The organism is Rothia sp. HMSC071C12 (assembly GCF_001813895.1).
Classification (GTDB): domain Bacteria; phylum Actinomycetota; class Actinomycetes; order Actinomycetales; family Micrococcaceae; genus Rothia; species Rothia mucilaginosa.
The window spans coordinates 157,065-179,254 of the sequence record NZ_KV814368.1; the positions used below are offsets into that span (position 1 = coordinate 157,065).

Consider the following 22,190-nt stretch of genomic DNA (forward strand, 5'->3'; position numbering starts at 1 on the left):
CCCCCCGAATACAGAAAAAGCCGCGGACCGATGCGAGAAGCATCAGGTCCGCGGCATTTTTATTGACGTATAACTGCTACGTATTTGTTGCTTAGGGCGCCACTCTTAGGATGCGACCTTCAGATTCGCCTCCTGCAGCGGGGACTGCTCCGGCAGAGACTCCTCGGAGTCCAGACGAACAGGGTTGCCCTCGGCATCAAAACGCGCGCCCAGGCCCATCTGAATGAAACGGATGGTATTCAGAATCTGGCGCTCGCGGGTCTCCTCGTCCGGCGCGTCCTCGGCGCGGCCAGCGCTCGAAGAGAGCGAACCGTGCACGAGCATCGCCAGTTCGCGAATGTCGTTCTTGGGAATGTAGTTCTCAGCAATCGCGGCTGAGAGGATGTGTGCCAGCACCATCTGCAGTTCGTGCACGTGCTTGCCGAGCTTCGCGTAGGACTCGGGGGAGAGCATGGAGCGCATTGCCGGGCCCGGGGGCAGGTGGCGGCGCGCCAGGTCGTTGATCTGCAGGCGAATGTAGACCGCGAGCTGGTCGATCGGGTTTTCGATGCCCTCCAGGCCGACGCGCAGTTCGTTGAGGAAGCGTTCGGTCTCGTCCAGGGCGTAGGCGACCAGCAGTTCGCCCATGTCGGCGAAGTAGTTGTAGACCGCGGTGCGGCCGATGCCGGCGTTCTTGGCGACGTCGGTCATGGTCAGGCCGGAGAGGCCGCGGTTGTAGAGGATCTCGCCGAAGGAGTTGAGGATGGCGCGCTTGGTGTTTTCGCGCTGGGCGGCGTTGGTTGCTGCAGAAATACGAGGCATAGTGACACTCTACCCTAAATCGTCAGCAAATGACGAATTTATCGAATGTGTCACCAAGAAATTTGCCCAATTCATGCGAATTTTCATGTTTATGACAGAACAACCGCCCCTAGAGGAACCCCAAACGCGTAGCCGCCGCTAAATCAGCACCCACCAACGACGCAATCGGATACCCCGTATGGCCACGCCCCGGAGTCACCTGCAGAAGAGTCCGCGCGCCCAAACTCTCGTAGAAGGCGCTACCCTCCTGCGCCGCAATACGCGCAGACCAGCTTCCCTCAGCACTCGTCGCCATGCGACGACGACCCGACGGCGAACGCCCATCCAGCACACCCACATGCCAGCTCATCAGCAGACGCTCATGCGAGGAAGGATTCAGCGCAGCCTGCTCACGCACCCGCGCGGGCACACCGTCAGCGCCGCCGCCGCCGATAAAGGTGGCGCCGCCTCCGCGAATCCAGTCAATATCGTGCGACAGCAGCTCGTAGCTGAGGAACTCCGCGCCGCCCGAATATCCGGCAAGCCAGACGCGGCTCATATCCACCCCGTACGCCAGGGCAATCTCCTCAATGAGGGCGCGGACCATCCTGCCGTTCGAGCGGGCGCGAACCCACCAGTTATAGGTCAGCGGAGGCGCATAAGAGCCGGCATCGGTCAGTCGAGGCTCCCGCAGGCTACCCGGCGACAGCACCGGCACGCATAGCATGTTGAACTCAGCCGCCACCTTCGCCAACTCTGCACGCAACGGGGAGTCGCGGCGTAACAGGCGGCTACCCACACGGGAGAGATGATCACCATCAAAATAGAACAGCACACCGGGCGCAGACTCAGACTCGGTCAGAAGGTGCAGATTATCGACCCGGTAGTAGATATTGCGGCCGCGATGCGTAAACGACCGGTAGCCGAGAAGCTCAGAGGACGCCAGCAGCATCGGCTCTAAAAGGGAAATGCCGGTACGAACCGCATGCGCCGCATAGGTCAGCAGCGGATGCAACCGCGGGATATGTGCGCTGAGCCTACGCTGATTGCGGTGCCGCCTCTTCTGCGCTCGACGCGCAGAACGCCGTAGCGAACGTGGTATCGAGGCGCGTAGAGCACGCCCCGCCTCCAGCAGGGATGCCACCTGCCCGGTACGGTGAGCGCCGCTGCGGTAAACCCCGCTGCGGTGAACTCTGCGGCTCAGTCTCTTCATATTTCCATTGTAGGTGCGGGGGTTCTGCCGCCGCCGGGATAAGGCGACGCCGGGCGCACCCTATACCGGGTAGCCGGGCGCATAGAGCGTCCACACTCTTGAAAGAGGCGCAGAAACCTGCCGCCGTCACGGCATATAGGTACTATTAGATAGGCTCGGGTGGCAGGCGAGCCGGTGAGTGGCGCCCTGCATAGCGCACTCACCCACCACACGTGAGGGCTCGTACCCTACGTGAAGAAACACATCGCATGAAGAAAGACTTGGGGAAAGTAATGGCTAAACCCGTTAGCGAATCTAAGGCTCAGACGAGCACCGTCAAGGTGCCCTGGGCTGGTCGCCGCGGCTACTTTGATCTGCTGCTGGGCGCATCCTGCGTCATCCTGATCATTTCGAATATTGGTGCAACTAAGGGCGTGGAGTTCGGTCCCCTGCCCTTCGAACTGCCCCTCATTGGTAACACCATCGTCACCGACGGTGGTTTCTTCCTTTTCCCTCTCGCCTACGTTATTGGCGACCTTCTTTCTGAGGTGTACGGCTTCAAGCGTGCCCGCCGCGCCATTGTGGCGTCCTTCGCCTCGGCTGCTTTTGCTGCCCTGTGTTTCCTGCTGATCGTGCACCTGCCCGCTGCGAGCTTCTACACCGGCCAGGATTCGTTCGCGCAGGTTCTCGGCCCGGTCTGGCAGATTTTTGCGGGCTCCCTGCTCGGTTACCTCTTCGGTCAGACCCTGAACGCCTGGGTCATGGTGGCAATGAAGAAGGCAAGCAAGGGCCGTTTCCTGTGGCTGCGTATGATTGTCTCCACCCTGGTCGGTGAGCTGCTTGATACCGTCATCTTCTGCTCCATTGCGGCACCGGTGCTTGGTATCGACACCATGGAAGCATTCATCAACTACGTACTGATTGGCTATATCTATAAGTGCCTGGTCGAGGTGATCCTCATGCCGATCAGCTACCCGATTATTGGTTGGTTCAAGCGTCACGAACTCGAGTACGTGGCATAAGCTAACCTCCTGACAGCTGATGTGCAGAGCCGCCCGGCCTAACGACTGGGCGGCATTGCCATTTCAGCTTTATTCAATACACAGCATGTCTAAGAAAGAGATACGTTATGTCTAAACTGCAGGGGAACACCCCCGAGCAGTCGGAGAAGAACGACTCGTTGAATCGTTCCCTCTCCCACGGCCAGTTGACCATGATTGCAATGGGCTTGGCGCTGGGTACGGGCCTGTTCCTGGGCTCCTCCTCCGCCATTAAAATTGCGGGCCCTGGCGCAATCCTCTCTTACGCTATTGGTTCGATGATTGCGGCAACCATTGCTGCGTGCGCGGGCGAAATGTCCGTGCGTCATCCCGTCCAGGGCGGTTTCGGCACCATTGCGAGCCGATACCTGAACCCCTTTAGCGGCTATCTGACTCGCTGGGCGTATTGGGCGTGCACCGTGCCGCTGGCTGGTGCTGAGCTGGTGGCGGTTGGCCACTACATGGCGTACTGGTTCCCGGACGTTCCCCTGGCTGTGTTCGTTGCTCTCTTCGGCGCGATTATTCTGGTGCTGAACCTGGTGAGCGTGAAGTCCTTCGGCGCCCTGGAGTTCCTGCTCTCTTCGATTAAGGTTTCTGCCGTCATCGTGTTCATGGTGATTGGTGTACTGCTGGTGTTCGTGGGTCTGCCCGGCCACGCCGCGGCGGGTACCGCAAACCTCGTGAACGACGGCGGCTTCCTGCCGAACGGCCCGGCATCCATCTGGATTTCGATGGCTGTTGTCATGTTCTCCTTCGGCGGTGTGGAAATGATTTCTCTCTCCGCAGCGGAGGCGAAGGACCCGGCACGCTCGGTGGCAACCAGCGTGAAGGCAATGATTTGGCGCCTGTCCACCTTCTACGTGGTGTCCATGGCGATTATTCTGTGCCTGGTGCCCTGGCAGACCGCCGCACAGAACTCGGAGCTGACCGAGTCGCCGTTCGTGCTCGTCTTCTCTGAGCTGGGCATCCCCTTCGCGGCGGACATCATGAACTTCGTGGTGCTCGTTGCTGCGCTCTCGGGTGCGAACGCCTCCCTGTATGCGGCAACCCGCCTGCTGCACGCCCTGGGCTCTGACCGTATGGCTCCCGCAGTGGCTGCCCGCACCTCCTCGCGTGGCGTGCCGGTCGTGGCTCTGCTGATTTCCTTCACCGGCGTTGTTGTGGCAACCGTGATGGCTGTTGCCAAGATTGGCGACATCTTTGCCCTGCTCATGGCGCTGGTGACCCTGTGCATCCTGATCGTGTGGGTCATGATTCTGCTGACCTACCAGGCGTACAAGAAGGACCAGGGGGACGCCTCCTCCTTCACGGTGCTGGGTGGTCGCGTCACCGCAGGTCTGGCTCTGGCGGGTGTCCTGGCGACCCTGGCGGCAATGTTCATGCTGCCCGGCTCGGGTGTTCAGGAATCCATCATGGTCGGCATCGTCTTCTTCGTGCTGATTTCTATTGGCTACGCCATCTCCTCGAAGGTTAAGGGCGGTTATGAGCGCCCCGATTTGGACGCTATGCACGCCGATGAGAACACCAACGCGGCACAGCACTAAATAGCGTGAAAGCCTCGCGAGGCTAAAACATAAGAAGGCACCGGATGGGGGAGCACCCCCGTTCGGTGCCTTTTCGCTTCTGCGCTCTAGACGGCGCCGTTCTGAGCGATGTGAGTGTGCCCGTAGAATAGTTAACTATTCGTACCCGTCAACGAGGCTAGAAGCCGCAGAAGCCGGGTGCGAGCACACATTGCACATCACGCCCCTAAGGCGTACTGACGGAAGGCACCTTCGTGTCCCACAACGACGATACCCGCAGCCACGCTGCAGCGGGGACCGCCGGATCGCGCACCCTGAAGCGTTCTCTGTCCCACGGACAGATGACCATGATCGTGATGGGTTCCGCGCTCGGTACGGGCCTCTTCTTGGGTTCGGGCACCGCCATTGCGATGGCTGGTCCCGCGGTCATTCTCACCTACGCTATTGGTTCTGCGCTCGCTTCGGTGATTGGCGCGGCAACCGGTGAAATGGCGGTTCGCTACCCTGTCCGCGGCGGTTTCGGTACTATTGCTACCCGCTACCTGGGCCCCTTCGCGGGCTTTTTGACTCGCATCGCATACTGGACGGCGACTGTTTTGATTGCTGGCGTTGAGCTGGTGTCGGTGGCGACTTACCTGAATTATTGGTGGCCGCAGCTTCCGCTGTGGGCGGGTATTGCCGTGTTTGGTGTGGCGCTGATTGTGCTGAACCTGACCAGTGTGAAGTCTTTCGGCATGCTGGAGTTCTTCCTGTCTTCGATTAAGGTCATTTCGATTATTGCCTTCCTGCTGGTAGGCCTGTGCCTGATTTTCTTCGGCCTGCCCGGCCACGCTGCGGTGGGTACCGCGAACCTCTTCAACGACGACGGTTTCATGCCGAACGGCCTCCAGTCGGTGTGGCTGTCGCTGGCTGTGGTGATGTTCTCCTTCGGTGGTATTGAGATGATCTCGATCTCTGCTGCGGAGGCGAAGGACCCCTCCCGTTCGGTGCGTTCCTCGGCTAAGGCGATGATGGTTCGTTTGGCGACCTTCTACGTGCTGGCGGTGCTGATTGTTGTGGCTGTTATTCCGTGGCGTTCGGCATCGGGTCTGGGCGACGCTGTGGAGGCATCCCCGTTCGTTCTGGTCTTTGAACAGCTGGGGGTTCACGGTGTGGCACACTTCGTGAACTTTGTGGTGCTGATCGCGGCGCTGTCGAGCGCGAACGCGAACCTGTACGCGGGTGCGCGTCTGCTGCACTCGTTGGCGGCTGACGGTATGGCGCCTCGCCAGCTGGCTCAGGTAAACCGTGCCGGCGTTCCGGCTCGTGCGGTGTGGCTGTCGACCAGCGGCATGGTCATTGCTATTCTGCTGGCGCTGTACAGCCCGAAGGAAGCGTTCCTCTCCATGATTTTTGTGATTATGGTGTGCGCGCTGACCGTGTGGGTTCTGATTCTGTTCGCCTACATCGTGTACAAGCGTGTTGAGCCTGCAACCAATGGTTTCCGCCTGTGGGGTGGCCAGTTCACCGCGGCGGTTGGCGTTCTGCTGCTCTTCGCGGTGTGGGTTGCGCTCTTCATGGTGCGTGGTTCTATGGTTCCGGCAATTGTGGGCGTGGGCTACTTTGTGGTGCTGAGCCTGCTGTACTTTGCTCGTATCCGCCACACTCACGTGATTGATGAGCAGACCTTCGTGGAGGCTCAGCAGGCAACTGCCGAGTATGACGCCATGAAGTACGACGCTGATCATGCCCTGGAGACTGCGGCTAAGCTGGGCCGTTAAGGTTCTGTAGCTGCCGGGAGAGCCGGTGCTGGGGCCTGCAGAGACTCCAACACAGTAATAAACGAAAAATACGGAAAATTTCTGGAATTCCTCGTAATAAAACCGTAAAAATGCAGTTGGCCCTCAGAGTGGGGTCTATCATAGACAGTGAACCGTATGATCTTGTATGCGTTCAAATGTCTGTGTGTTGGATGAGGCTCGAAAGCATCGTAGCTTTCGAGCCTCATCGCTTTAACTACCAAATATATTTCTAGCCCCCGAATCATCATCAGCTGATTCATTTGCTGTACCTTGCGGATTCGTACGAATAGCCCCCTCAAAGCGGCGGGGGAGTAGAGTTAAAACCATGCAAAGCCACGAAAAGAACCGCGAAAACACCCCCGCCCCTGAGGCCGGTACCACCGACGAACTGCTGGTGCACGTACCCGCACGCTGGGGCGATATGGACGCCTACGGGCACGTCAACAACGTTGCCATCCTCTCGGTCATGGAAGAAGCCCGCGTGGCGCTCTTCGGCCCACCGCCCTCCTCCGGGCAGAAGCCCACCGTGGCACCGCAGCCTCCGATTCCGCTTTTCGACCTGGTTGCCGAGGGTGTGCAGGCACTCATTGCCGAGCACGGCATCCGCTACCTGGCTCAGCTGCCCTACACTGGTGAGCCCGTGCCAGTGCGCCTGAGCGTGGAGAAGGTCAGCGCCGCATCCGTGCGTATTGGCTACTCGATTCTCTCCCCGGTGGACGGCCGCGAGTGCGTGCGTGCCTTTACCGTGCTGGCGTTCTGGGATTCGGTTGTGGGTCGTTTGACCCGTCTGAGCCCCGAGCAGCGTGAGCTGTTGAGCTCCTACCTGCCGCAGAAATAGGGGTAGATACCGGCGCTCCGCTGTAATAAACCGGTCTTGAACGGGGTCAAGCGTATGCTTTAAATACCTTCTGCAAAGGGTGCAAAAGGTTCATTCCCGGGAGAGATAACAATGTCGTTTCACCACACTCAGGCAGACTCCGCCGGCCGGGGTCGCCGCACGATGCGCGCCACCGGATGCGCCGCCGCCCTGATCCTTGCCCTGACCGGCTGCTTTGGCGGTTCTCAGAGCGAAAACTCTTCGTCGAGCCCCCGCCCCTCCAGCACGGCTAACCACTCGCAGTACCCGTTCCCTTCCTCCACCGCGTCCCCGTCGCCGACGAAGAAGACCGAGCCGACCGTCACCGAGACTCAGGCACCCGCCCCCAGCGAGAGCGCCGAGGCGAAGGCGTCCGATTCCTCCGCACCCGCTGATGCAAAGGCAACCCCCGTCGCGGCAGCAACCTCCACCGGTGACACTCCCCGCGCGCCCGAAAAGGTGGAGGCTGAACGCGCCTCCGCCGGCGAGCGCTGCGGACACATTGGCCGCAAGGGCTACCTGAAGACTGGTGCGGAAATCATGGTGCTGCGCGGTACCGTGGACTGCGCCCACGCCCTGGACGTGCTGACCGAGTACATCACCACCCCGCGTGCCGACGACAACCTGACCGAGCACCAGGTTGCGAAGGTTCAGGACGCCACCTGCTACTGGAACCCGCAGTACGCGATGGCTGAGAACCGTCGCGAGGATCGCGGCGCCCCCGAGTGCACTATCGGTGAGGATGTCGCCTTTGTGGCTCGTCTGGAAAACCCGGATGCTCCCGAGATCCCGTTCCTCATGGAGCCCTCCTACTACGATTCCGGTGCCGGCTATTACCGTTTCAAGAGCGATGACGAGCGCACCCTCTGCGAGCTGAACCCCGCGGATGGAACCCTGGTGTGCGAGCGCCGCACCGGTGAGCAGACCGGTGACGGTAACGGTGCGGTCGGTCGTACTTTTGCAGGTCCGGTGGAGGTGACTCGCATGAACTTCCTGACCGGCGCTAGCGAGGTGAATACCGCGAATGGGTCCTCGGCTCTGCACGCGGAAACCACCACCGCAAACACGAAGATGATGCACACCTGGGATGTGGTGACTGTGCCCGCTGCCGATGGTAATCAGCTGACCTGTTTCGGCGAGATTGAGAATAGCTCGATAAGCTGCCATGACGGAAACGGGCACACTATTCTGGTGCGTGGCAGGCACGAAGGCTAAACACCCGCGCTAGAGGCAATGAGTTGTCAGTGAGTTGTGAAGAGAGCTAAGGAGGGGCTTCCCGCACTGCCGGGGAGCCCCTCTTATTGCGCTGTGCCTCTACCCGCTGTGTCCTAGCGGGGGCACCCTGTGGGTTCCTAAGATGCCGTATAGCTAGCTCACAGGTAGCGTCTTTAGAATACTGGTTAGGAACCCGAACCGATGACGCAGAAAGGTCACCATGCATCCGGCACAGAAGCACTCTACCCAGACTTCTTCTACTACGCTCCGCACCGCTAAGCGCTACAGCCTCGTAGCGCTCGGTGCCACGCTGCTGCTGGCGCTGTCGGCATGCTCCGGAGGCGCTACCACCGCCTCCCCGAGCGCCACCGCGACCCCTAGCCCCAGCGCTACGAGCGCGAAGGCGACCCCTTCGCCCACCCGCACCGCAACGGTCACTGAAAGCACCCCGACTGCCGGTACCGTGCACACCCCCACCGCGGTGGCTACCGTGAGCCCCGGAACCATCACCACCGCAAGCCCGGCAACGACTGCTCAGGCGAGCGCAGCGTCGAGCCCCTCCGCATCGGCTAAGGCGAATACTTCGGCGAGCGCGGTGGCGAAGGCGTCGAGCACCGCGAGCCTGTCCAGCTCGGATGTTCAGTCTGCGGGCGGTAGCTGCGGCAGCATGGACGCTACCGGCTACCTGAAGCACAACGCTACGGTTCAGGTGGCTTCCGGTGCGGTGGATTGCCTGTTTGCGCGTGAGTTGATCCGCCAGTTTGTGGTGCAGAACCCCGCCGAGGTGACCGATAAGGCGAATGGTGAGCGTACCGTCATGTCGGCGCGCTGCTACTGGAAGCCGGGCGACGGCGCGGATCGTGCGACCCCCGAGTGCGTGTCCCTGGATGGTGGCAGCACCGTCATTACCGTGAAGCTGACCAACTAGTTTACGACTCACACCCGGCAGGGCACACCCCAGAAGGAACCCCCCCGCAAAGCACGGGTGTTAAACACAAGCGCCGCGTTGACGAATCATTCGTCAACGCGGCGCTTTCGTGTCTCGAAGCTATCTCAAGCAGCTGGCGCGGCGGGTTTTAGAGCTCCCCGTGTGCGCGGGTGGCGAGCACGTCATCCAGGCGGGCGAAGGTCGAACGCCAGGTGGTGCGCACCTCCTCGTGGACCGAGGCGGGCATGGGACCAATCTCAATGACGATGCGGGTACCGGAACCCACGCCGTCGGCGGTAATCACGGTTTCGGGGAAGAAACGGTGACGCTGGTACACCAGCACGCTACCGGGGTTGCCCAGGTGGTCGGGCAGCTGCTCGGCGTATTCGAGCTCCTTGAACGGTTCAATGCTCAAAAAGCGGCTCTGCAGAATACAGGACACCGAGGGGTCAACCTCGTTGATCATGGACAGGCGCTGCATGCCGCCGACGACAGGCTCCACGACAACGTCGGTGGGGCGCACGTGCCAGCCTGCGGGGCCGTACCAGCGGACCAGCAGTTCGGGGTCCAGGTAGGCGCCGAAGACGTCCTCGACCGGGGCTGCGATCTCGTGGTCGAAGACGAGAAGCTCCTCATCGGGAACATGAGTGATGCTCATAGGGTTCTCCTTAAACGGGTTGAAGAGCGGGTTTAGGGCTTCTTGCCGGAGTAGTAGTTGCCGAGGAACTCGTCGCGGTACTCGAAGTAGGTGCCGTCCTTGATGGCTTCGCGGGCGTCGTCCACCATGCGCACGATGAAGCGCTCATTGTGGATGGAGGCGAGGGTCGCCGCCAGACGCTCGTCCGCCTTGAAGAGGTGACGCAGGTAGGCGCGGGTGTAGTGGGTGCAGGTGTAGCAGTCGCAGCCCTCGTAGATGGGCGAGAAGTCCGCCTTGAAGCGCGCGTTGGTGATGTTGTAGCGGCCGGTGGGGGAGTAGACGGCGGCGTTGCGTGCCACGCGGGTGGGGGAGACGCAGTCGAAGGTGTCTACACCGTTTTCTATGCCGACGAAGATGTCGTCGGGTTCGGAGATTCCGAGCAGGTGGCGGGGCTTGGATTCGGGTAGCTCTTCGGCGCACCAGCGCACGATGGTGCCGAGGTTTTCCTTCTCGAGCGCACCACCGATGCCGAAGCCGTCGAAGGGCATAGAACCGAGGTCCTGGCATGCCTTGCGGCGCAGGTCCTCGTACTGTGCACCCTGAATGACGCCAAACAGTGCCTGGTAGGGCTTGCCCACGCGTTCAGTGGTCAGGCGCTGGTGCTCAGCGATGCAGCGCAGCGCCCACAGACGGGTGCGTTCGAGCGCCTCCTCCTGGTAGCCGCGGGAGTTGTAGAGGGTGGTCAGCTCGTCGAAGGCGAACATGACGTCGGCACCAATCTGGTGCTGAACCTGCATGGACACCTCGGGAGTGAAGCGGTGAATCGAGCCGTCAATATGCGACTTGAAGTTCACGCCGTCGTCGTCAATGTGGGCGAGGCGTTCCTTGCCCTTCGCCACGTCGTCGTCGCCGAGGGGGCGGCCGTCGGCGCCCTTAGCGTCCGCGACGGTACCCATATCGATAACCTTCTTGAAGCCGGAGCCCAGGCTCATGACCTGGAATCCGCCGGAGTCGGTGAAGGTGGGTCCGTCCCAGTTCATGAATGCGCCCAGGCCGCCTGCCGCGTCGAGGATTTCGGGGCCGGGCTGCAGGTACAGGTGGTAGGCGTTGGAGAGCAGAGCCTGAGCGCCGAGCTCCTTCATGGATTCGGGCAGGACCGCCTTGACGGTTGCCTTGGTGCCCACGGGGGTGAAGGCGGGGGTCTGGATCTGTCCGTGCGGGGTGGTGATGACACCGGTGCGTCCGCGGAACTGTCCGCCGTTGGCTTCTACACGTTCAGCGCTGGGGGAGGCGGTGTCCGCCAGGCGGCTGGTGATGGTGAAGCCAAAGTCCTCGGTAGGGAAAGAATTATCTAGAACGCTCATTCTTCTCTCGATTGTTTGCTTTCCGTCTGAATGTCTACACCCTAGCCTACCGGAAAACCCCGCCTCTCTTGCCGGAGGCGGGGTTCACGAGAATTTAGCTGAGGGTAGCTGGGTTTAGCTCGCCTTAGCCGGCGAAGTCGCCGAGCATATCCACAGTCGGCACGAAGAAGAGGGTGCCGGTCACCGCAGTGCTGAAATCCAGCAGACGGTCGTAGTTGGCGCCATCCACGCCGGTGAACATGTTCATGAGCATCTTCCGGACGGTCGAGAAGGTGCTGGCGTAGCAGATGAAGTAGGTGCCCAGCTCGTTGTTACCCACGGTGCCGAAGGGCATGTTGTCGCGAATAACCTTGAAGTCGTCACCGATATTGGCGATAGCGGAGTGCGAGTTGGTGGGCTTCTCGTCCTCGCTCATCTCGATGTCGTCGTGCTTGGAGCGGCCAATGACCTTCTCCTGCTCGGAGACGGGCAGGGCGTTCCACGCGGTCATGTCGTGGATGTACTTCTGCACGAACTGGTAGCTGCCGCCCCTGTACATGGGGTCGCTGTCACCGATGATGCCGAAGTATTCGCGCGCCGCGGGGGTCTGCGGGTTCTCGGTGCCGTCGACAAAACCGATGATGGAGCGGCCGTCCCAGTAGCGGAAGCCGTGCACCTCATCCAGTACCTCAGCAATATCGCGCAGTGCCGCGGTAATAGCGGACGCCATATCGTAGGCGACGGACGGCTGAGTCGCGCGGATATGGAAGTGCAGATCGCCGGGAGTGGACACCGCGGTGTGCTTATGGCCCCTAATCTCCTCGAACTCCACGAGCTCCTGAGGCAGTGGCTTGGGCAAATCCAGGGTCAGCCACGCGCTGTGGCTAATGCCCAGAACAACGTTAGCGTTCTCGGGCGAGTAGCGGTTCGCGGCGGTGTGGTTGAGGTTAATGACGAGCCCGCAGAGGTTCTGGAACCCCTCAATGAGCGCATCCTGAGAGGTGCCTTCCTTGAACTTCCAGACCATGAAAATGGTGTTAGCGTTCGGGCTGGCAGTGACCTGTTGTGATTCTGGTGCAAGCATAAAATTCACCGTACGCCCGTGTACACGCCCCCGCAATGAATCTAGCCCTAACCTTCTGCACAGGCCCTAACCTTCTGCACTGAAGGGAGAAGATGAGGGCTGGGGGCAAAGAACAGCAGGGTTTTAGAAGCCGTACTTTAGAAACTGTGCTTTTAGAAACTGTGGGAGGCGAGGTGACGCGCATGCGCCAGACGCGCCGCCGTCTCAAAAATAGTCCACGCTTGCACCTGAGCGGACATCTCCACCGGCGCACCGGGCTTCACAACCTTGCTCATCGGCTCGGTGAACCGCGGGGAGAACTGCACGAGCGCCTTACCGCGAATCTCATTCGGGTCAATGCCGTACTCGTTCATCGGCAGGTTGGGGTCGAACTCGCGGCGACCCTCCCACAAGGCCCGTGCGGTCGAGTACACCAGGGTCGAGGCGAGCGCTCGCGCCTCATCACTGAGCAGCGGCGAGGATGCCGCCATGCCCAGGTAGCGCACGAGAATGCCGGTGAACAGGCCGCCGTCGCCGTCACCGTGAGAGATGAGGATGCGGCGGCGCGCACCGGAGAGGAACTCCACCTCTTCGGTCATGTGCTTGACGATGCCGACGATGAGGCGCTCGGCGCGTTCTGCGGGGTCCACCTCGCAGGGCACACCGGATGCGGCGAGGCTCAGCAGGGCGCCCAGGGCGGTTCCCTGGTTGTAGGTGAATTCGCCGCGCTCGTACTCGTACTCGTCGCCGCGCACGTTCACGCCGTCAATATAGAGCGAACGTTCTGCATCCCAGAGGGTTTCGTTCATCCAATCCATCAGCGCGGCGGCAGTCTTCGGGTCGCCCGCGCGCACATACGCCAGGGCGGTCGGCGCGGTCGCCGCAGCATTCACGAAATCACGCTTGGACTTGCGCCAACTCATGCCACCCACCGGGGAGAAGCCCTTTGCCAGCTGCTCGAAGAGAGCCGCGCCGGCATCCTGAGCGGCAACATCGTTCGCACCGGTCAGCTCAATGCAGAAGGAATTCATGCGGCCCACAGCGAGGGTCAGCCACGCCATATCGTCAAAGTAGTCGTTCGCGAAGCGGCCGTAGTTACGAACATTAATGCCGCGCAACAGCGCGCGGGCACGGTGCAACTCCTCCTGGGCGGCGGTGATATCGCCCTCGCGCAGGTGACGCTGACCGGCGTCAATCACACAGTCCAGCAGGTGCGCCTGCCACCAGTAATGCCAAGCGTTCAGGCGCTGGCTCAGCGGGCGCGGATCGGGTACCTGCACCGAACCGATGAGGGCGCCGGGTACGCCGAGGATGCGGTGCACAAAGGTGTCGGTGACGCTGGCGGCTGCGGCAGCGGCATGCGAGGAGGTGCGCTCGGCGTACTCGCTAATCGACTCCAGAGACTGCTCGTTGTGGGAAGACGGCTGGGAATTCATGGACCCTCTGTAGTTGCGGTGAAGTATTACGTCTGAAATTATCCCACCTTTTGCCCTCTGAGCGCCCGGATGCTGTGGGCGGGCTCTCGGGTGTGATCCCTTTTCGAGAGCCCGCCGAGAAGATGCACCGCGGGGAACGAGGTGAACGCCACTCAAAAACCGGTTAGGAGGCGGCAGTTAGCGAACGCCCGCTGTACAGGTCCACCCGCTCGCCGGTGATGGGGTGCTCAAAGTGCAGGCTGTACGCCAGCAGTTGCAGCGGGTACTCCGGGCGGTCTGGCGCGTCGGGTAGCACCTGAGGGTAGAGCACATCGCCCAGAATGGGGGAGCCCAAAAGGTTTAGATGTGCCCGCAGCTGGTGGGTTTTGCCGGTGTGAGGTGCCAAATCATAGAGCGCCCATTCTCGTTGTTCGTTAGGTGTAGGCTCGGCACGCCACCCCTCAACCGCTTGCGCACTCGGGGTGAAAGTCCGCAGAATCTTCATGGTCGTGAGCGTATTCGGCTCCACACCCTGCGCCGCGCACTCTTGCTCAGAAAGCTGCTGAACCTGCAGCTGATCGCGAATCTTCTGAATATGCGAACGCACCTGCAGTCCCTCCGCACTCAACGCCTGCTCGGCGGCGGCAGCATCGGCGGGAACCGGCGCCACGGCACGGTAAGTCTTCGACACCTGACGGTGCTGAAACATCATCTGGAAGGGGCGGCGCGCCTCCACGGTCTTGGCAAAAAGCAGCACGCCCGCGGTTGGGCGATCCAGGCGGTGAATCGGAATCAGCAACGGGTTCTGCTCGCGCACCCGCAGCTTGGTCAGCGCGGTCTGCGCAATATAGGAACCGCGCGGGGTGGTCGGCAGAAAATGCGGCTTATCAATCGCCAGCACGTGCTCATCCTCGTAGAGCACCGGCATGTCGGAGGGTAGCTGCGGCTCATCCGCAAGCTCACGGAAATACCAGATGCGCTCACCCGGCATATACGGGCTATCGCCGGTCAGAATCGTGCCGTCGTCCAGGCGCACCTCACCGGTATTAAAGCGGGCGTAAATAATCTGCGGGTCGTTCGGGTAGAAGTGCGTAATCAGGTAATCCGCAATGGTCGCCGGAGCCGTATTGTTCGGGGCGAGCTCGGCGGGGAGCTCCTCCACGCGCGGCAGGATCAGCTGAATCGGGTCGATACCGTTCTTCTGAGCCAGCGGAGGGGCCAGCAGGCGGCGATGTGTGCGGCGTGCAGGCTTTGCCTGATAGGCGGGCTGTGTTCCCTGCTGTGTTTTGGGCTGAGAGCTGGACTGTGAGGTGGGTTGTGGGCGTGCGGTGTTCTGTGCGGGCATGGCTCTACTCTACCTTTTGGGAGGGACTGATTCGGCGGCGACCCGGGTGCGCCAGACTGAGTAGCATGCGGGTGGAAATATTACCGTGGGCTTGGTGTGGGGTTGCAGAAGACAGTTTTGTCTGACACTCATGAATGTTTGTGTGAATACGTGGAACAGAAAACGAAAACTTCACAAATTTTTGAAATTATTGGACATTTAATTTAAAAAAAGTGCATTAATTTTACAAAAACTATCGATTGAGTGCGGTATTTTCGAAAATGCTGTCAAATCATAAATCAATAACCCTCAATTTAGCCCCTGTGGTTTTTCTAAGTATAAAAGATGTAAAGCAATTAAAGACCTGATAACCTGGGCATCCTACGTCATAAACACCTTAATAAAGGCTGGAAACCGCCTTAAAGCGGTACGATTAAGACACAGAAGTTCGATATTTCGAACGAAGGGGTCGAAATGGGACAGAAACAGCGCAAGGATGCAGAGGTTAAAGGAACACCCCCAATTACAGCGGTGCAATCGGACAATTCCAAAGCACCGGAAAATGCGAGAGGAGAGGTTATGGAACATTCACAAAAGAATGCGGAGCCTCGCACCGGTGCCCTGCGCATGGAGCCGCACGAACGCGAAGAGCAAATTCTGAAAATCGCTGCAGAACATTTCGCTCGCCGCGGCGTGCTCGGTGCCTCCATGAGCGCTATCGCCCGCGATGCAGGCATTACCCGCGCCCTGCTCTACCACTACTTCCCCGGCAAGGACTCCCTGGCGGCAGCTGTCACCCGACGCGAAGCCAACGCAGTCCTTGAGGCTCTCGGCGAGCACCACGAAAATCCCGAGGAAGCACTCCGCAGGGAGTTGCGCACCTATTTCCTCGTCGTAGCCGGTGTCCCCACCCCCGGTGGGGAGGACTTCCCGAACAACCCCACCGACTACCTCGAATGGATGCTTGAACGCACCGGCATGCCGATTAATGACCGCACCCGCGTCATCCTCGGAGGCTGGTTGCAGCTCGTCGACTACTTCGCCATGCACGTCGTGCAACTCAACCCCCGCGATCAGCGCACCGTTCGCTCCCGCGGGCTCGGGCTCGAAGAAGCCATCGACCTGTGCCTGGGTGCCGTGGACACCCTCACTGGCGGCTACTAGCCGCCTCAAGAGGTGACAGGTCTACACAGGACTTCCCGCTCCGATGTTTGGTTATGTGCTCCACGGCAAAGATGACGTGGACATCCGGGCGGTTATTCCTCCGCTACGCCGCTTGCGACGTGGTGGACTCCGGGAACACCACCCGGTTCGTGAGTAGGGAAACATAATGCCCCGTACCCCCTTCCGTGGGGGTGCGGGGCATTATGATGCTCAAGTTGAGATTGAAGAAAATAGTTTTACTCTGAGGCTAAGCTTGAGGCTCGGGCTAAATGGAGCGGCGTAGCGACAGGCCACGAACCGTCGCGTAGAACCCCTGCGCCTGCAGTGCCGCACGCAGCGCCTCCACCGGATGCTCTACAACCTCGCCGCCGGATGCGCCCAATGTGGATGTGCTCACCGTGTGGGTGCCCAAAAGCTCCACATCGTTGACCTTCTCCACCGAAATCTTCTCCGCACCGCCGGCGGACACCAGGCGCGCCAGGGCGGGGGCCGCCGCCTCCAGAAGTACCGGGTCGGTTGTGAACGCCAGCAGGGTCTTCGCGCCGCGCTCCACGTACAGCACCGGGGCGCCATCCACCAGCACCACGCAGGCGCCCGCCTTGCGTGCCGGGCGGTGCTTTACGGTGCCCTCGCCCTCGTGCGCAAAGGAGGGAATCGCGGACCAGCTCAGCGCCGCACCGTACGGGTTCGCGGGGTCGGTCGCCGCCAACAGGGTCACTGTGAACGTGCCGTACACCCGCTCCGTATCGGTACGCTGCGGGGTGTAGGCACTCGCACCAAAACCCTGTGTCGCGCCAAAACCCTGTGGACTTGCGGGAACACTGAGGCTATCGGCGGTAGAACGCAGCAGGTCCACCGTCGCGGGGGCGGCAAACTGCGCCGCGCCCAAACCCTCAATAAAGTAGCCGCGACGCACCAGCGCACGATCCTCAGCCGCCGAATAAATCCGGTACAGCTGCGAGAACCCGCCGGCAGAATCCTCCACCTGCAGGCACCCGCGAGTCAGTACACCGTAGCGGTCCAGCAGCAGGTCGGCGCGTGCGAGCGCCGTAACCGTCGCCTCCACCGGCTCCTGCAGCAGTGTGTCCACGCGTGAGAAGCGACCGCTATCCTGCGGGGCAACGGCGGGAGCGGCGCCATGGAACCCGCCGCGGAGGGAATGACTGTGGAGGGAACGCAGACCGCGCCCGGCGGCAGGCACAGAGTAGCCGCTGGAACTGTAGCTATCAGCGCCGTAACCGCCCGTCAAGCCGTTACCCATGGAGGCGCGTGCCGCCGCAATACGGCCCGCACCACGGCGACCCACCCGCGACAGACGCGCAGGGGCTGCCGGAGTCGGATGCGCACTGCGGACGCCCGCAAGCATCGCCCGAACCGGCGCGAAACTATCGTTCGTCACCGCACCAGCCCACACCAGACGCCACAGAGCCGCCGAAATCTCCGCCGCATCCGGGAAAGTCACCACCTGACCGGCAGGTGCCGCAGCGCTCATCAGTTGCGCCACCCGCTCACGTAGCGCCGGCACGAACAGGCCGCCATGAGCCAGCGCCTCATAGATGGCGTGCTCGAGCGTGCCCGGAGCCTGCAGCGCCTCCCAAAGCTCGGGGTTCTCCGCGCGTAACAGCTGCTCCGGGTAGTCCTCGCCCATGGTCAGCTCACCCAGAGTCAGCGAGGAACTCTCGCTCAAATGCAGGCGAATCCAGCCGTCAGACTTCTGCGCGCTACCGCCGCCGAGCTGACCGGCGCCGGTGAAGAACACCCTGCCGCTTGCCATCAGCTCGTCCAGCATGTGCGGCTGGTAGCCGGGCACACGCGCCGGGAGGATCAGCGTCTCCAGCGCGGAAGCCGGTACGCGCACACCCGCCAGCTGGTCGATGGCGGTGAGCAGATCCTCCGTGGAGGAGGCGGAATCTTGTCCCGTATGTTCTGTGCCGTGCTCAGCTAACGGGTTGGGTACCGCCGGGTTGAGCGCCGCCGGGCCGAGAGGCGCCACCCTCTCGCCCATTACCGTGGCGGTGCGGCGGGAGGGCATGAACGCGCCGTAGGCGCTCGCCTCCGGCAGGGTCTGCGCAACCCGCACGGATAAAGAACGAACGTTCTGCCATGAGGGTAGGAATACACCATAGACCTGCGCCGATACCGGCTCAATTTCCTCACGCAACGCCGCCAGAGAGCGGGCACGAATCGTGCGCAAAACCTGCGCATCCACCCACTCGACACCGGCAGACCCGGGAGTGCGCAGCACCTCGGGCAGGAACTCGCCGGAGCTTAGGCGGCGCTGCTGCTGAAGACGCTGCAACACCGGAGTCAGCACGCCCACACCCACCGGGGTCAGGCGCGAAAAATGCTCCGCCGCCTGCTGCGCAGTGAAGGGAATATGGGTGCGCGCATAGCGAGAAACCAGATCCTCCAAAGGCTCCGCGACCGGCTCCAGAAGGGCTACAGGAAGCGCCGCGGCGGGCATAATGCCCAGCCCATCGCGCAGACGCGCAGCATCCTCAACCACCGCATAGTACAGCTGCGGCTCGGCGGAATCGTCGGTAGCTCCCATGTCGGCAGCTCCCATGAACGAGAACGCGCGGCGCGAGCGCACCAGCTCTTCCGCCAGGGCGCGCGCCTGATCCGTGCTGGCGTGCGCGCCGTACTCCTCGCCATGCTCCTCGCCGTAGTTTTCAGAGTCTTCGGACTCGCCGAAATCCTGAGAACCGTGTGTCGCAGATTCAGCCCGTGGGCTGTCGGCACGCAAACGCAGACTCAACTCCCGCGCGCTCAACGGACCCAACTGGCGCAACAGATCCGCCACGCCCTCTACACCGCAGGCGCGGTAACGCTCACCCGTGCGCTGCAGACGCTGCTGAGTCTGCACCAGAACCGCCGGATCCAACAGGTCACGCAGACCACTCGAACCCAGCAACTCAGCCAGCAGTGCCGGGTCCAGCGACAGCGCGGCGGCGCGGCGTTCGGCGGCGGGCGCATCGCCGTCGTAGAGGTGCTCGGCAACGTACTCAAAGAGCAGAGTGCGCGCAAAAGGCGAAGGGTCGTTCGTCTCAACCTCCAGCATGGACACCGCCCGAGACTGCAACGAACGGTGCACCTGAACCAGCGCCGGAACATCGTACACATCCTGCAGACACTCGCGCGCCGTCTCCAAAAGCACCGGAAAATCAGGGTACTTACGCGCCACATCCAACAGCTGCGCCGCACGCTGACGCTGCTGCCACAGCGGGGTGCGCTTACCCGGATCACGGCGTGGCAACAGCAGGGCACGCGCCGCATTCTCACGGAACCGAGACGCAAAAAGCGCCGAATCGCCTACGCGTTCGGTGACAATCGCCTCCAGCTCGTCCGGGTCGAAAAGGAACAGATCAGCGCCGGGCGGCACATCCTCCATAGCGGGCAGACGCAGAATCAAGCCGTCATCACTCGCCATGACGGAAGCGTCCACCCCATACCGCTCCTCAATGCGGGCGCGCACTGCCAGCGCCCAGGGCGCGTGCACCCCGTAGCCGAGCGGCGAGTGCAGGACCACGCGCCAATCGCCCAGTTCGTCGCGGTGCCGCTCCACAATCATGCGGGTGTCGGAGGGGACCGCCCCGGTGGATTCGCGCTGCTCACGCAGGTAGGCGAGCAGGTTATCGACCGCCCAGGTGTCCAATCCGAGCTGTTCGAGCTGCAGGCGGGCGGCGGCGCTATCGGTGGCGTCCAGGCTGGAGAGGGCGCGCGTGAACGCACCCGTCTGCACGCCCAGGGCGTAGGGGCGGCCCATGCGGTCGCCGTGCCAGAAAGGCAGGCGCGCGGGCTGACCGGGTGCGGGGGAGACCCGCACCGCGTCGTGCGTAATTTCTTCAATGCGCCAACTGCTCGCGCCGAGGGTGATGACCTCGCCGGCACGGGATTCGTACACCATTTCCTCGTCGAGCTCACCCACACGCTTGGGGCCGCGCTCCTCATCGCCGCTGACCAGGTAGACGGGGAAGAGCCCGCGGTCGGGAATCGTGCCGCCGCTGGTGACGGCGAGGCGTTGCGCACCCGGGCGGCCCTCAATACTGCCGGAGGGGGCTTCCTCGGTAGGGGTGCGATCCCAGATGATGCGCGGGCGCAATTCAGCGAATTCATCGGAGGGGTAGCGTCCGGCGAGCATTTCGAGTACGGAGTCGAAGAGGGCGCGCGGCAGTTCGGCGTAGGGTGCGCTGCGGCGTAGCGCCTCGTACCAGGAGTCCACGCTGATGGGGCCCAACGCGCAGGCGGCGACGGTCTGCTGCGCGAGTACGTCCAGGGGGTTGGTGGGGATGGCAAGTGGCTCGAGGGTTCCGCTGCGCATTCCGGCGAGGGTGACGGTTGCGCCGAGCAGGTCGCCGCGGTGCTTGGGGTAGAAGAATCCGCGCGAAATTTCGCCCACGCGGTGTCCGGCGCGGCCCACGCGCTGCAGTGCGGAGGCAACCGATGGAGGCGCCGCCACCTGGATTACGAGGTCCACGTGACCCATATCGATGCCCAGCTCCAGGGAGCTGGTGGCGACCACGCAGCGCAGGGTTCCGCCCTTGAGCGCCTCCTCGATGAGGGTGCGCTGTTCCTTGGACACGGAGCCGTGGTGCGCGCGGGCGAGCGGCGGCACCTCGGCGATGTCGCCGATGCCTGTCGCGTAGTCTTCGGGGTCGATTCCCTGCTGTGCGAGGACGCGGCGCAGGTGAATATCGTTGAGTGCCGCGGTGAGCTTTTCTGCTAGTCCACGCGAATTAACGAAAACAATCGTAGAACGGTTGTTCTCAATATGGTCGACGATGCGCTCCTGCACACGCGGCCAGATGGAGGTCTCGGGGCGCTCGCTATCGGGAGTTTCGCGGAGTGATTCTTCCGGGATGGTGAGCGTATTTTTGGGCGTGCCAAAGCCCTCGCTCACATCTGCGTCAACGTCACTGGCGGGCGCGTCTGCGCTCTCCTGACCAGTTTCCTGACCGGGGAACACGCCAATGGCATCTTCGAGCGTGTAGGGCGCGTTCGCCGGGATGTCTACGGCACTAGAGGTAGGCTGTGCCGCACCCTGCGGCGAGCCGGCAGAAGCTGAACCTCCGCCGCCGCGCACCTCTGAGGGCGCGTAGAGCCCCTGTCCGTAGTCGTTGGCGCCTCCGAGTGCCGCCATGTCGGGCACGGGTACGCTCAGGCGCAGGTCCCATTCTTTGGCGACCGGGCGGCTCATGACGGTCACCGGCTGAATGCCGCCGAGGAACCGGGCGACCGCCTCCGGGTTTTCGACGGTTGCGGAGAGCCCAATGCGCTGCGCGGGCTTTTCGAGGAGCGCGTCAAGGCGTTCAAGGGATACCGCCAGGTGCGCGCCGCGTTTGGTGGCGGCGAGGTTGTGAATCTCATCCACGATCACGGTGGTCACGCCCGCGAGGGTGTTGCGGGCGGCGCTGGTGAGCATGAGGTAGAGGGATTCGGGGGTGGTGATGAGAATGTCTGGCGGGTTGCTGATGAGCTGGCGGCGTTCGCGTGCGGGGGTGTCGCCGCTGCGCACGCCCACGCTGATGCTCGGCTCGCCAGTGTCGTTGCCGCTTAGGTGGGTAATTCCAGCGAGCGGTGCGCGCAGGTTGCGTTCGACGTCCGCACCGAGTGCTTTGAGCGGCGAAATATAAAGGATGCGCGTACCGCCCGCGGTTCCGGTTTCGTGTTCGCGGTGGAGGGCATCGAGTGCCCAGAGGAAGGCTGCGAGGGTTTTACCGGAGCCGGTGGGGGCGATGATGAGGGTGTTGTTGCCGTTGCGGATGCTCTCCCAGGCGCCTTCTTGGGCGGCGGTGGGTGCGCTGAAGGTGGCGCGGAACCAGTCGCGTACGGGTGCGGAGAAGTGGGAGAGTGCGTCGGTCATGTATCTATTATGGCGGGGTTTATGGTGTGCGCCTCTTGAATTGTTGGGGGCTGGGGGAGGAAGATG

The 22,190-nt window shown here is 62.1% G+C and carries 15 protein-coding genes; 7 read left to right on the plus strand and 8 right to left on the minus strand.

Annotated elements, in window-relative coordinates; genetic code table 11:
* Nucleotides 1-105: 105 nt before the first annotated feature.
* The gene (locus HMPREF2942_RS01755) at nucleotides 106-801 is read right to left on the minus strand and encodes a TetR/AcrR family transcriptional regulator (RefSeq protein ID WP_012904189.1); all 696 of its coding nucleotides are present in this window, start codon (nucleotides 799-801) and stop codon (nucleotides 106-108) included.
* 109 nt (nucleotides 802-910) lie between these two features.
* A complete protein-coding gene (locus HMPREF2942_RS01760) occupies nucleotides 911-1,993 on the minus strand; it encodes an alpha/beta hydrolase family protein (protein WP_012904188.1) in 1,083 nt (360 codons plus the stop codon).
* Nucleotides 1,994-2,265: 272 nt separating this feature from the next.
* Between HMPREF2942_RS01760 and HMPREF2942_RS01765 the strand changes: the two genes are divergently transcribed.
* The 6 genes from HMPREF2942_RS01765 (at nucleotide 2,266) to HMPREF2942_RS01795 (ending at nucleotide 9,315) form a co-directional block, all read left to right on the plus strand.
* Entirely contained in the window at nucleotides 2,266-2,994 is a 729-nt protein-coding gene (locus HMPREF2942_RS01765; RefSeq protein WP_070688121.1) for a queuosine precursor transporter, read from the plus strand.
* A 107-nt stretch (nucleotides 2,995-3,101) separates the two neighbouring features.
* On the plus strand, nucleotides 3,102-4,556 hold the full coding sequence (locus tag HMPREF2942_RS01770; protein ID WP_070688122.1) for an amino acid permease: 1,455 nt from the start codon (nucleotides 3,102-3,104) through the stop codon (nucleotides 4,554-4,556).
* Nucleotides 4,557-4,789: 233 nt separating this feature from the next.
* The gene (locus HMPREF2942_RS01775) at nucleotides 4,790-6,295 is read left to right on the plus strand and encodes an amino acid permease (RefSeq protein ID WP_005507181.1); all 1,506 of its coding nucleotides are present in this window, start codon (nucleotides 4,790-4,792) and stop codon (nucleotides 6,293-6,295) included.
* A 346-nt stretch (nucleotides 6,296-6,641) separates the two neighbouring features.
* Complete coding sequence (locus HMPREF2942_RS01785; RefSeq protein ID WP_049340311.1) at nucleotides 6,642-7,154, plus strand: acyl-CoA thioesterase; 513 nt, start codon at nucleotides 6,642-6,644, stop codon at nucleotides 7,152-7,154.
* Nucleotides 7,155-7,265: 111 nt separating this feature from the next.
* Complete coding sequence (locus tag HMPREF2942_RS01790; protein ID WP_070688124.1) at nucleotides 7,266-8,387, plus strand: RAD23 family protein; 1,122 nt, start codon at nucleotides 7,266-7,268, stop codon at nucleotides 8,385-8,387.
* A gap of 220 nt (nucleotides 8,388-8,607) precedes the next feature.
* The gene (locus HMPREF2942_RS01795) at nucleotides 8,608-9,315 is read left to right on the plus strand and encodes a hypothetical protein (protein WP_070665626.1); all 708 of its coding nucleotides are present in this window, start codon (nucleotides 8,608-8,610) and stop codon (nucleotides 9,313-9,315) included.
* Nucleotides 9,316-9,463: 148 nt separating this feature from the next.
* Here HMPREF2942_RS01795 and HMPREF2942_RS01800 read toward each other — a convergent pair whose 3' ends face one another.
* The 5 genes from HMPREF2942_RS01800 to HMPREF2942_RS01820 form a co-directional block, all read right to left on the minus strand.
* Entirely contained in the window at nucleotides 9,464-9,973 is a 510-nt protein-coding gene (locus HMPREF2942_RS01800) for an SRPBCC family protein (RefSeq protein ID WP_005509277.1), read from the minus strand.
* A gap of 32 nt (nucleotides 9,974-10,005) precedes the next feature.
* A complete protein-coding gene (gene tgt, locus HMPREF2942_RS01805; protein WP_070541876.1) occupies nucleotides 10,006-11,316 on the minus strand; it encodes a tRNA guanosine(34) transglycosylase Tgt in 1,311 nt (436 codons plus the stop codon).
* Between the two features lie 124 nt (nucleotides 11,317-11,440).
* A complete protein-coding gene (locus HMPREF2942_RS01810; RefSeq protein WP_070688126.1) occupies nucleotides 11,441-12,379 on the minus strand; it encodes a Dyp-type peroxidase in 939 nt (312 codons plus the stop codon).
* A 152-nt stretch (nucleotides 12,380-12,531) separates the two neighbouring features.
* On the minus strand, nucleotides 12,532-13,794 hold the full coding sequence (locus HMPREF2942_RS01815) for a glycoside hydrolase family 76 protein (RefSeq protein WP_070688128.1): 1,263 nt from the start codon (nucleotides 13,792-13,794) through the stop codon (nucleotides 12,532-12,534).
* A 163-nt stretch (nucleotides 13,795-13,957) separates the two neighbouring features.
* Nucleotides 13,958-15,118, minus strand: coding sequence for a pseudouridine synthase (locus tag HMPREF2942_RS01820; RefSeq protein WP_083313452.1), 1,161 nt, complete (start codon nucleotides 15,116-15,118; stop codon nucleotides 13,958-13,960).
* A gap of 558 nt (nucleotides 15,119-15,676) precedes the next feature.
* Between HMPREF2942_RS01820 and HMPREF2942_RS01825 the strand changes: the two genes are divergently transcribed.
* Nucleotides 15,677-16,261, plus strand: coding sequence for a TetR/AcrR family transcriptional regulator (locus HMPREF2942_RS01825; protein WP_049354486.1), 585 nt, complete (start codon nucleotides 15,677-15,679; stop codon nucleotides 16,259-16,261).
* 265 nt (nucleotides 16,262-16,526) lie between these two features.
* On the opposite strand, the gene HMPREF2942_RS01830 is transcribed toward HMPREF2942_RS01825, so the two are convergent.
* Complete coding sequence (locus tag HMPREF2942_RS01830) at nucleotides 16,527-22,124, minus strand: DEAD/DEAH box helicase (RefSeq protein WP_070688130.1); 5,598 nt, start codon at nucleotides 22,122-22,124, stop codon at nucleotides 16,527-16,529.
* Nucleotides 22,125-22,190: the final 66 nt, after the last annotated feature.

Coding starts and splice junctions, on each gene's coding strand:
- HMPREF2942_RS01755 (WP_012904189.1), bottom strand. CDS start 801: ATGCCTCGTATTTCTGCAGCAACCAACGCCGCCCAGCGCGAAAACACC.
- HMPREF2942_RS01760 (WP_012904188.1), bottom strand. CDS start 1,993: ATGAAGAGACTGAGCCGCAGAGTTCACCGCAGCGGGGTTTACCGCAGC.
- HMPREF2942_RS01765 (WP_070688121.1), top strand. CDS start 2,266: ATGGCTAAACCCGTTAGCGAATCTAAGGCTCAGACGAGCACCGTCAAG.
- HMPREF2942_RS01770 (WP_070688122.1), top strand. CDS start 3,102: ATGTCTAAACTGCAGGGGAACACCCCCGAGCAGTCGGAGAAGAACGAC.
- HMPREF2942_RS01785 (WP_049340311.1), top strand. CDS start 6,642: ATGCAAAGCCACGAAAAGAACCGCGAAAACACCCCCGCCCCTGAGGCC.
- HMPREF2942_RS01790 (WP_070688124.1), top strand. CDS start 7,266: ATGTCGTTTCACCACACTCAGGCAGACTCCGCCGGCCGGGGTCGCCGC.
- HMPREF2942_RS01795 (WP_070665626.1), top strand. CDS start 8,608: ATGCATCCGGCACAGAAGCACTCTACCCAGACTTCTTCTACTACGCTC.
- HMPREF2942_RS01800 (WP_005509277.1), bottom strand. CDS start 9,973: ATGAGCATCACTCATGTTCCCGATGAGGAGCTTCTCGTCTTCGACCAC.
- tgt (WP_070541876.1), bottom strand. CDS start 11,316: ATGAGCGTTCTAGATAATTCTTTCCCTACCGAGGACTTTGGCTTCACC.
- HMPREF2942_RS01810 (WP_070688126.1), bottom strand. CDS start 12,379: ATGCTTGCACCAGAATCACAACAGGTCACTGCCAGCCCGAACGCTAAC.
- HMPREF2942_RS01815 (WP_070688128.1), bottom strand. CDS start 13,794: ATGAATTCCCAGCCGTCTTCCCACAACGAGCAGTCTCTGGAGTCGATT.
- HMPREF2942_RS01820 (WP_083313452.1), bottom strand. CDS start 15,118: ATGCCCGCACAGAACACCGCACGCCCACAACCCACCTCACAGTCCAGC.
- HMPREF2942_RS01825 (WP_049354486.1), top strand. CDS start 15,677: ATGGAACATTCACAAAAGAATGCGGAGCCTCGCACCGGTGCCCTGCGC.
- HMPREF2942_RS01830 (WP_070688130.1), bottom strand. CDS start 22,124: ATGACCGACGCACTCTCCCACTTCTCCGCACCCGTACGCGACTGGTTC.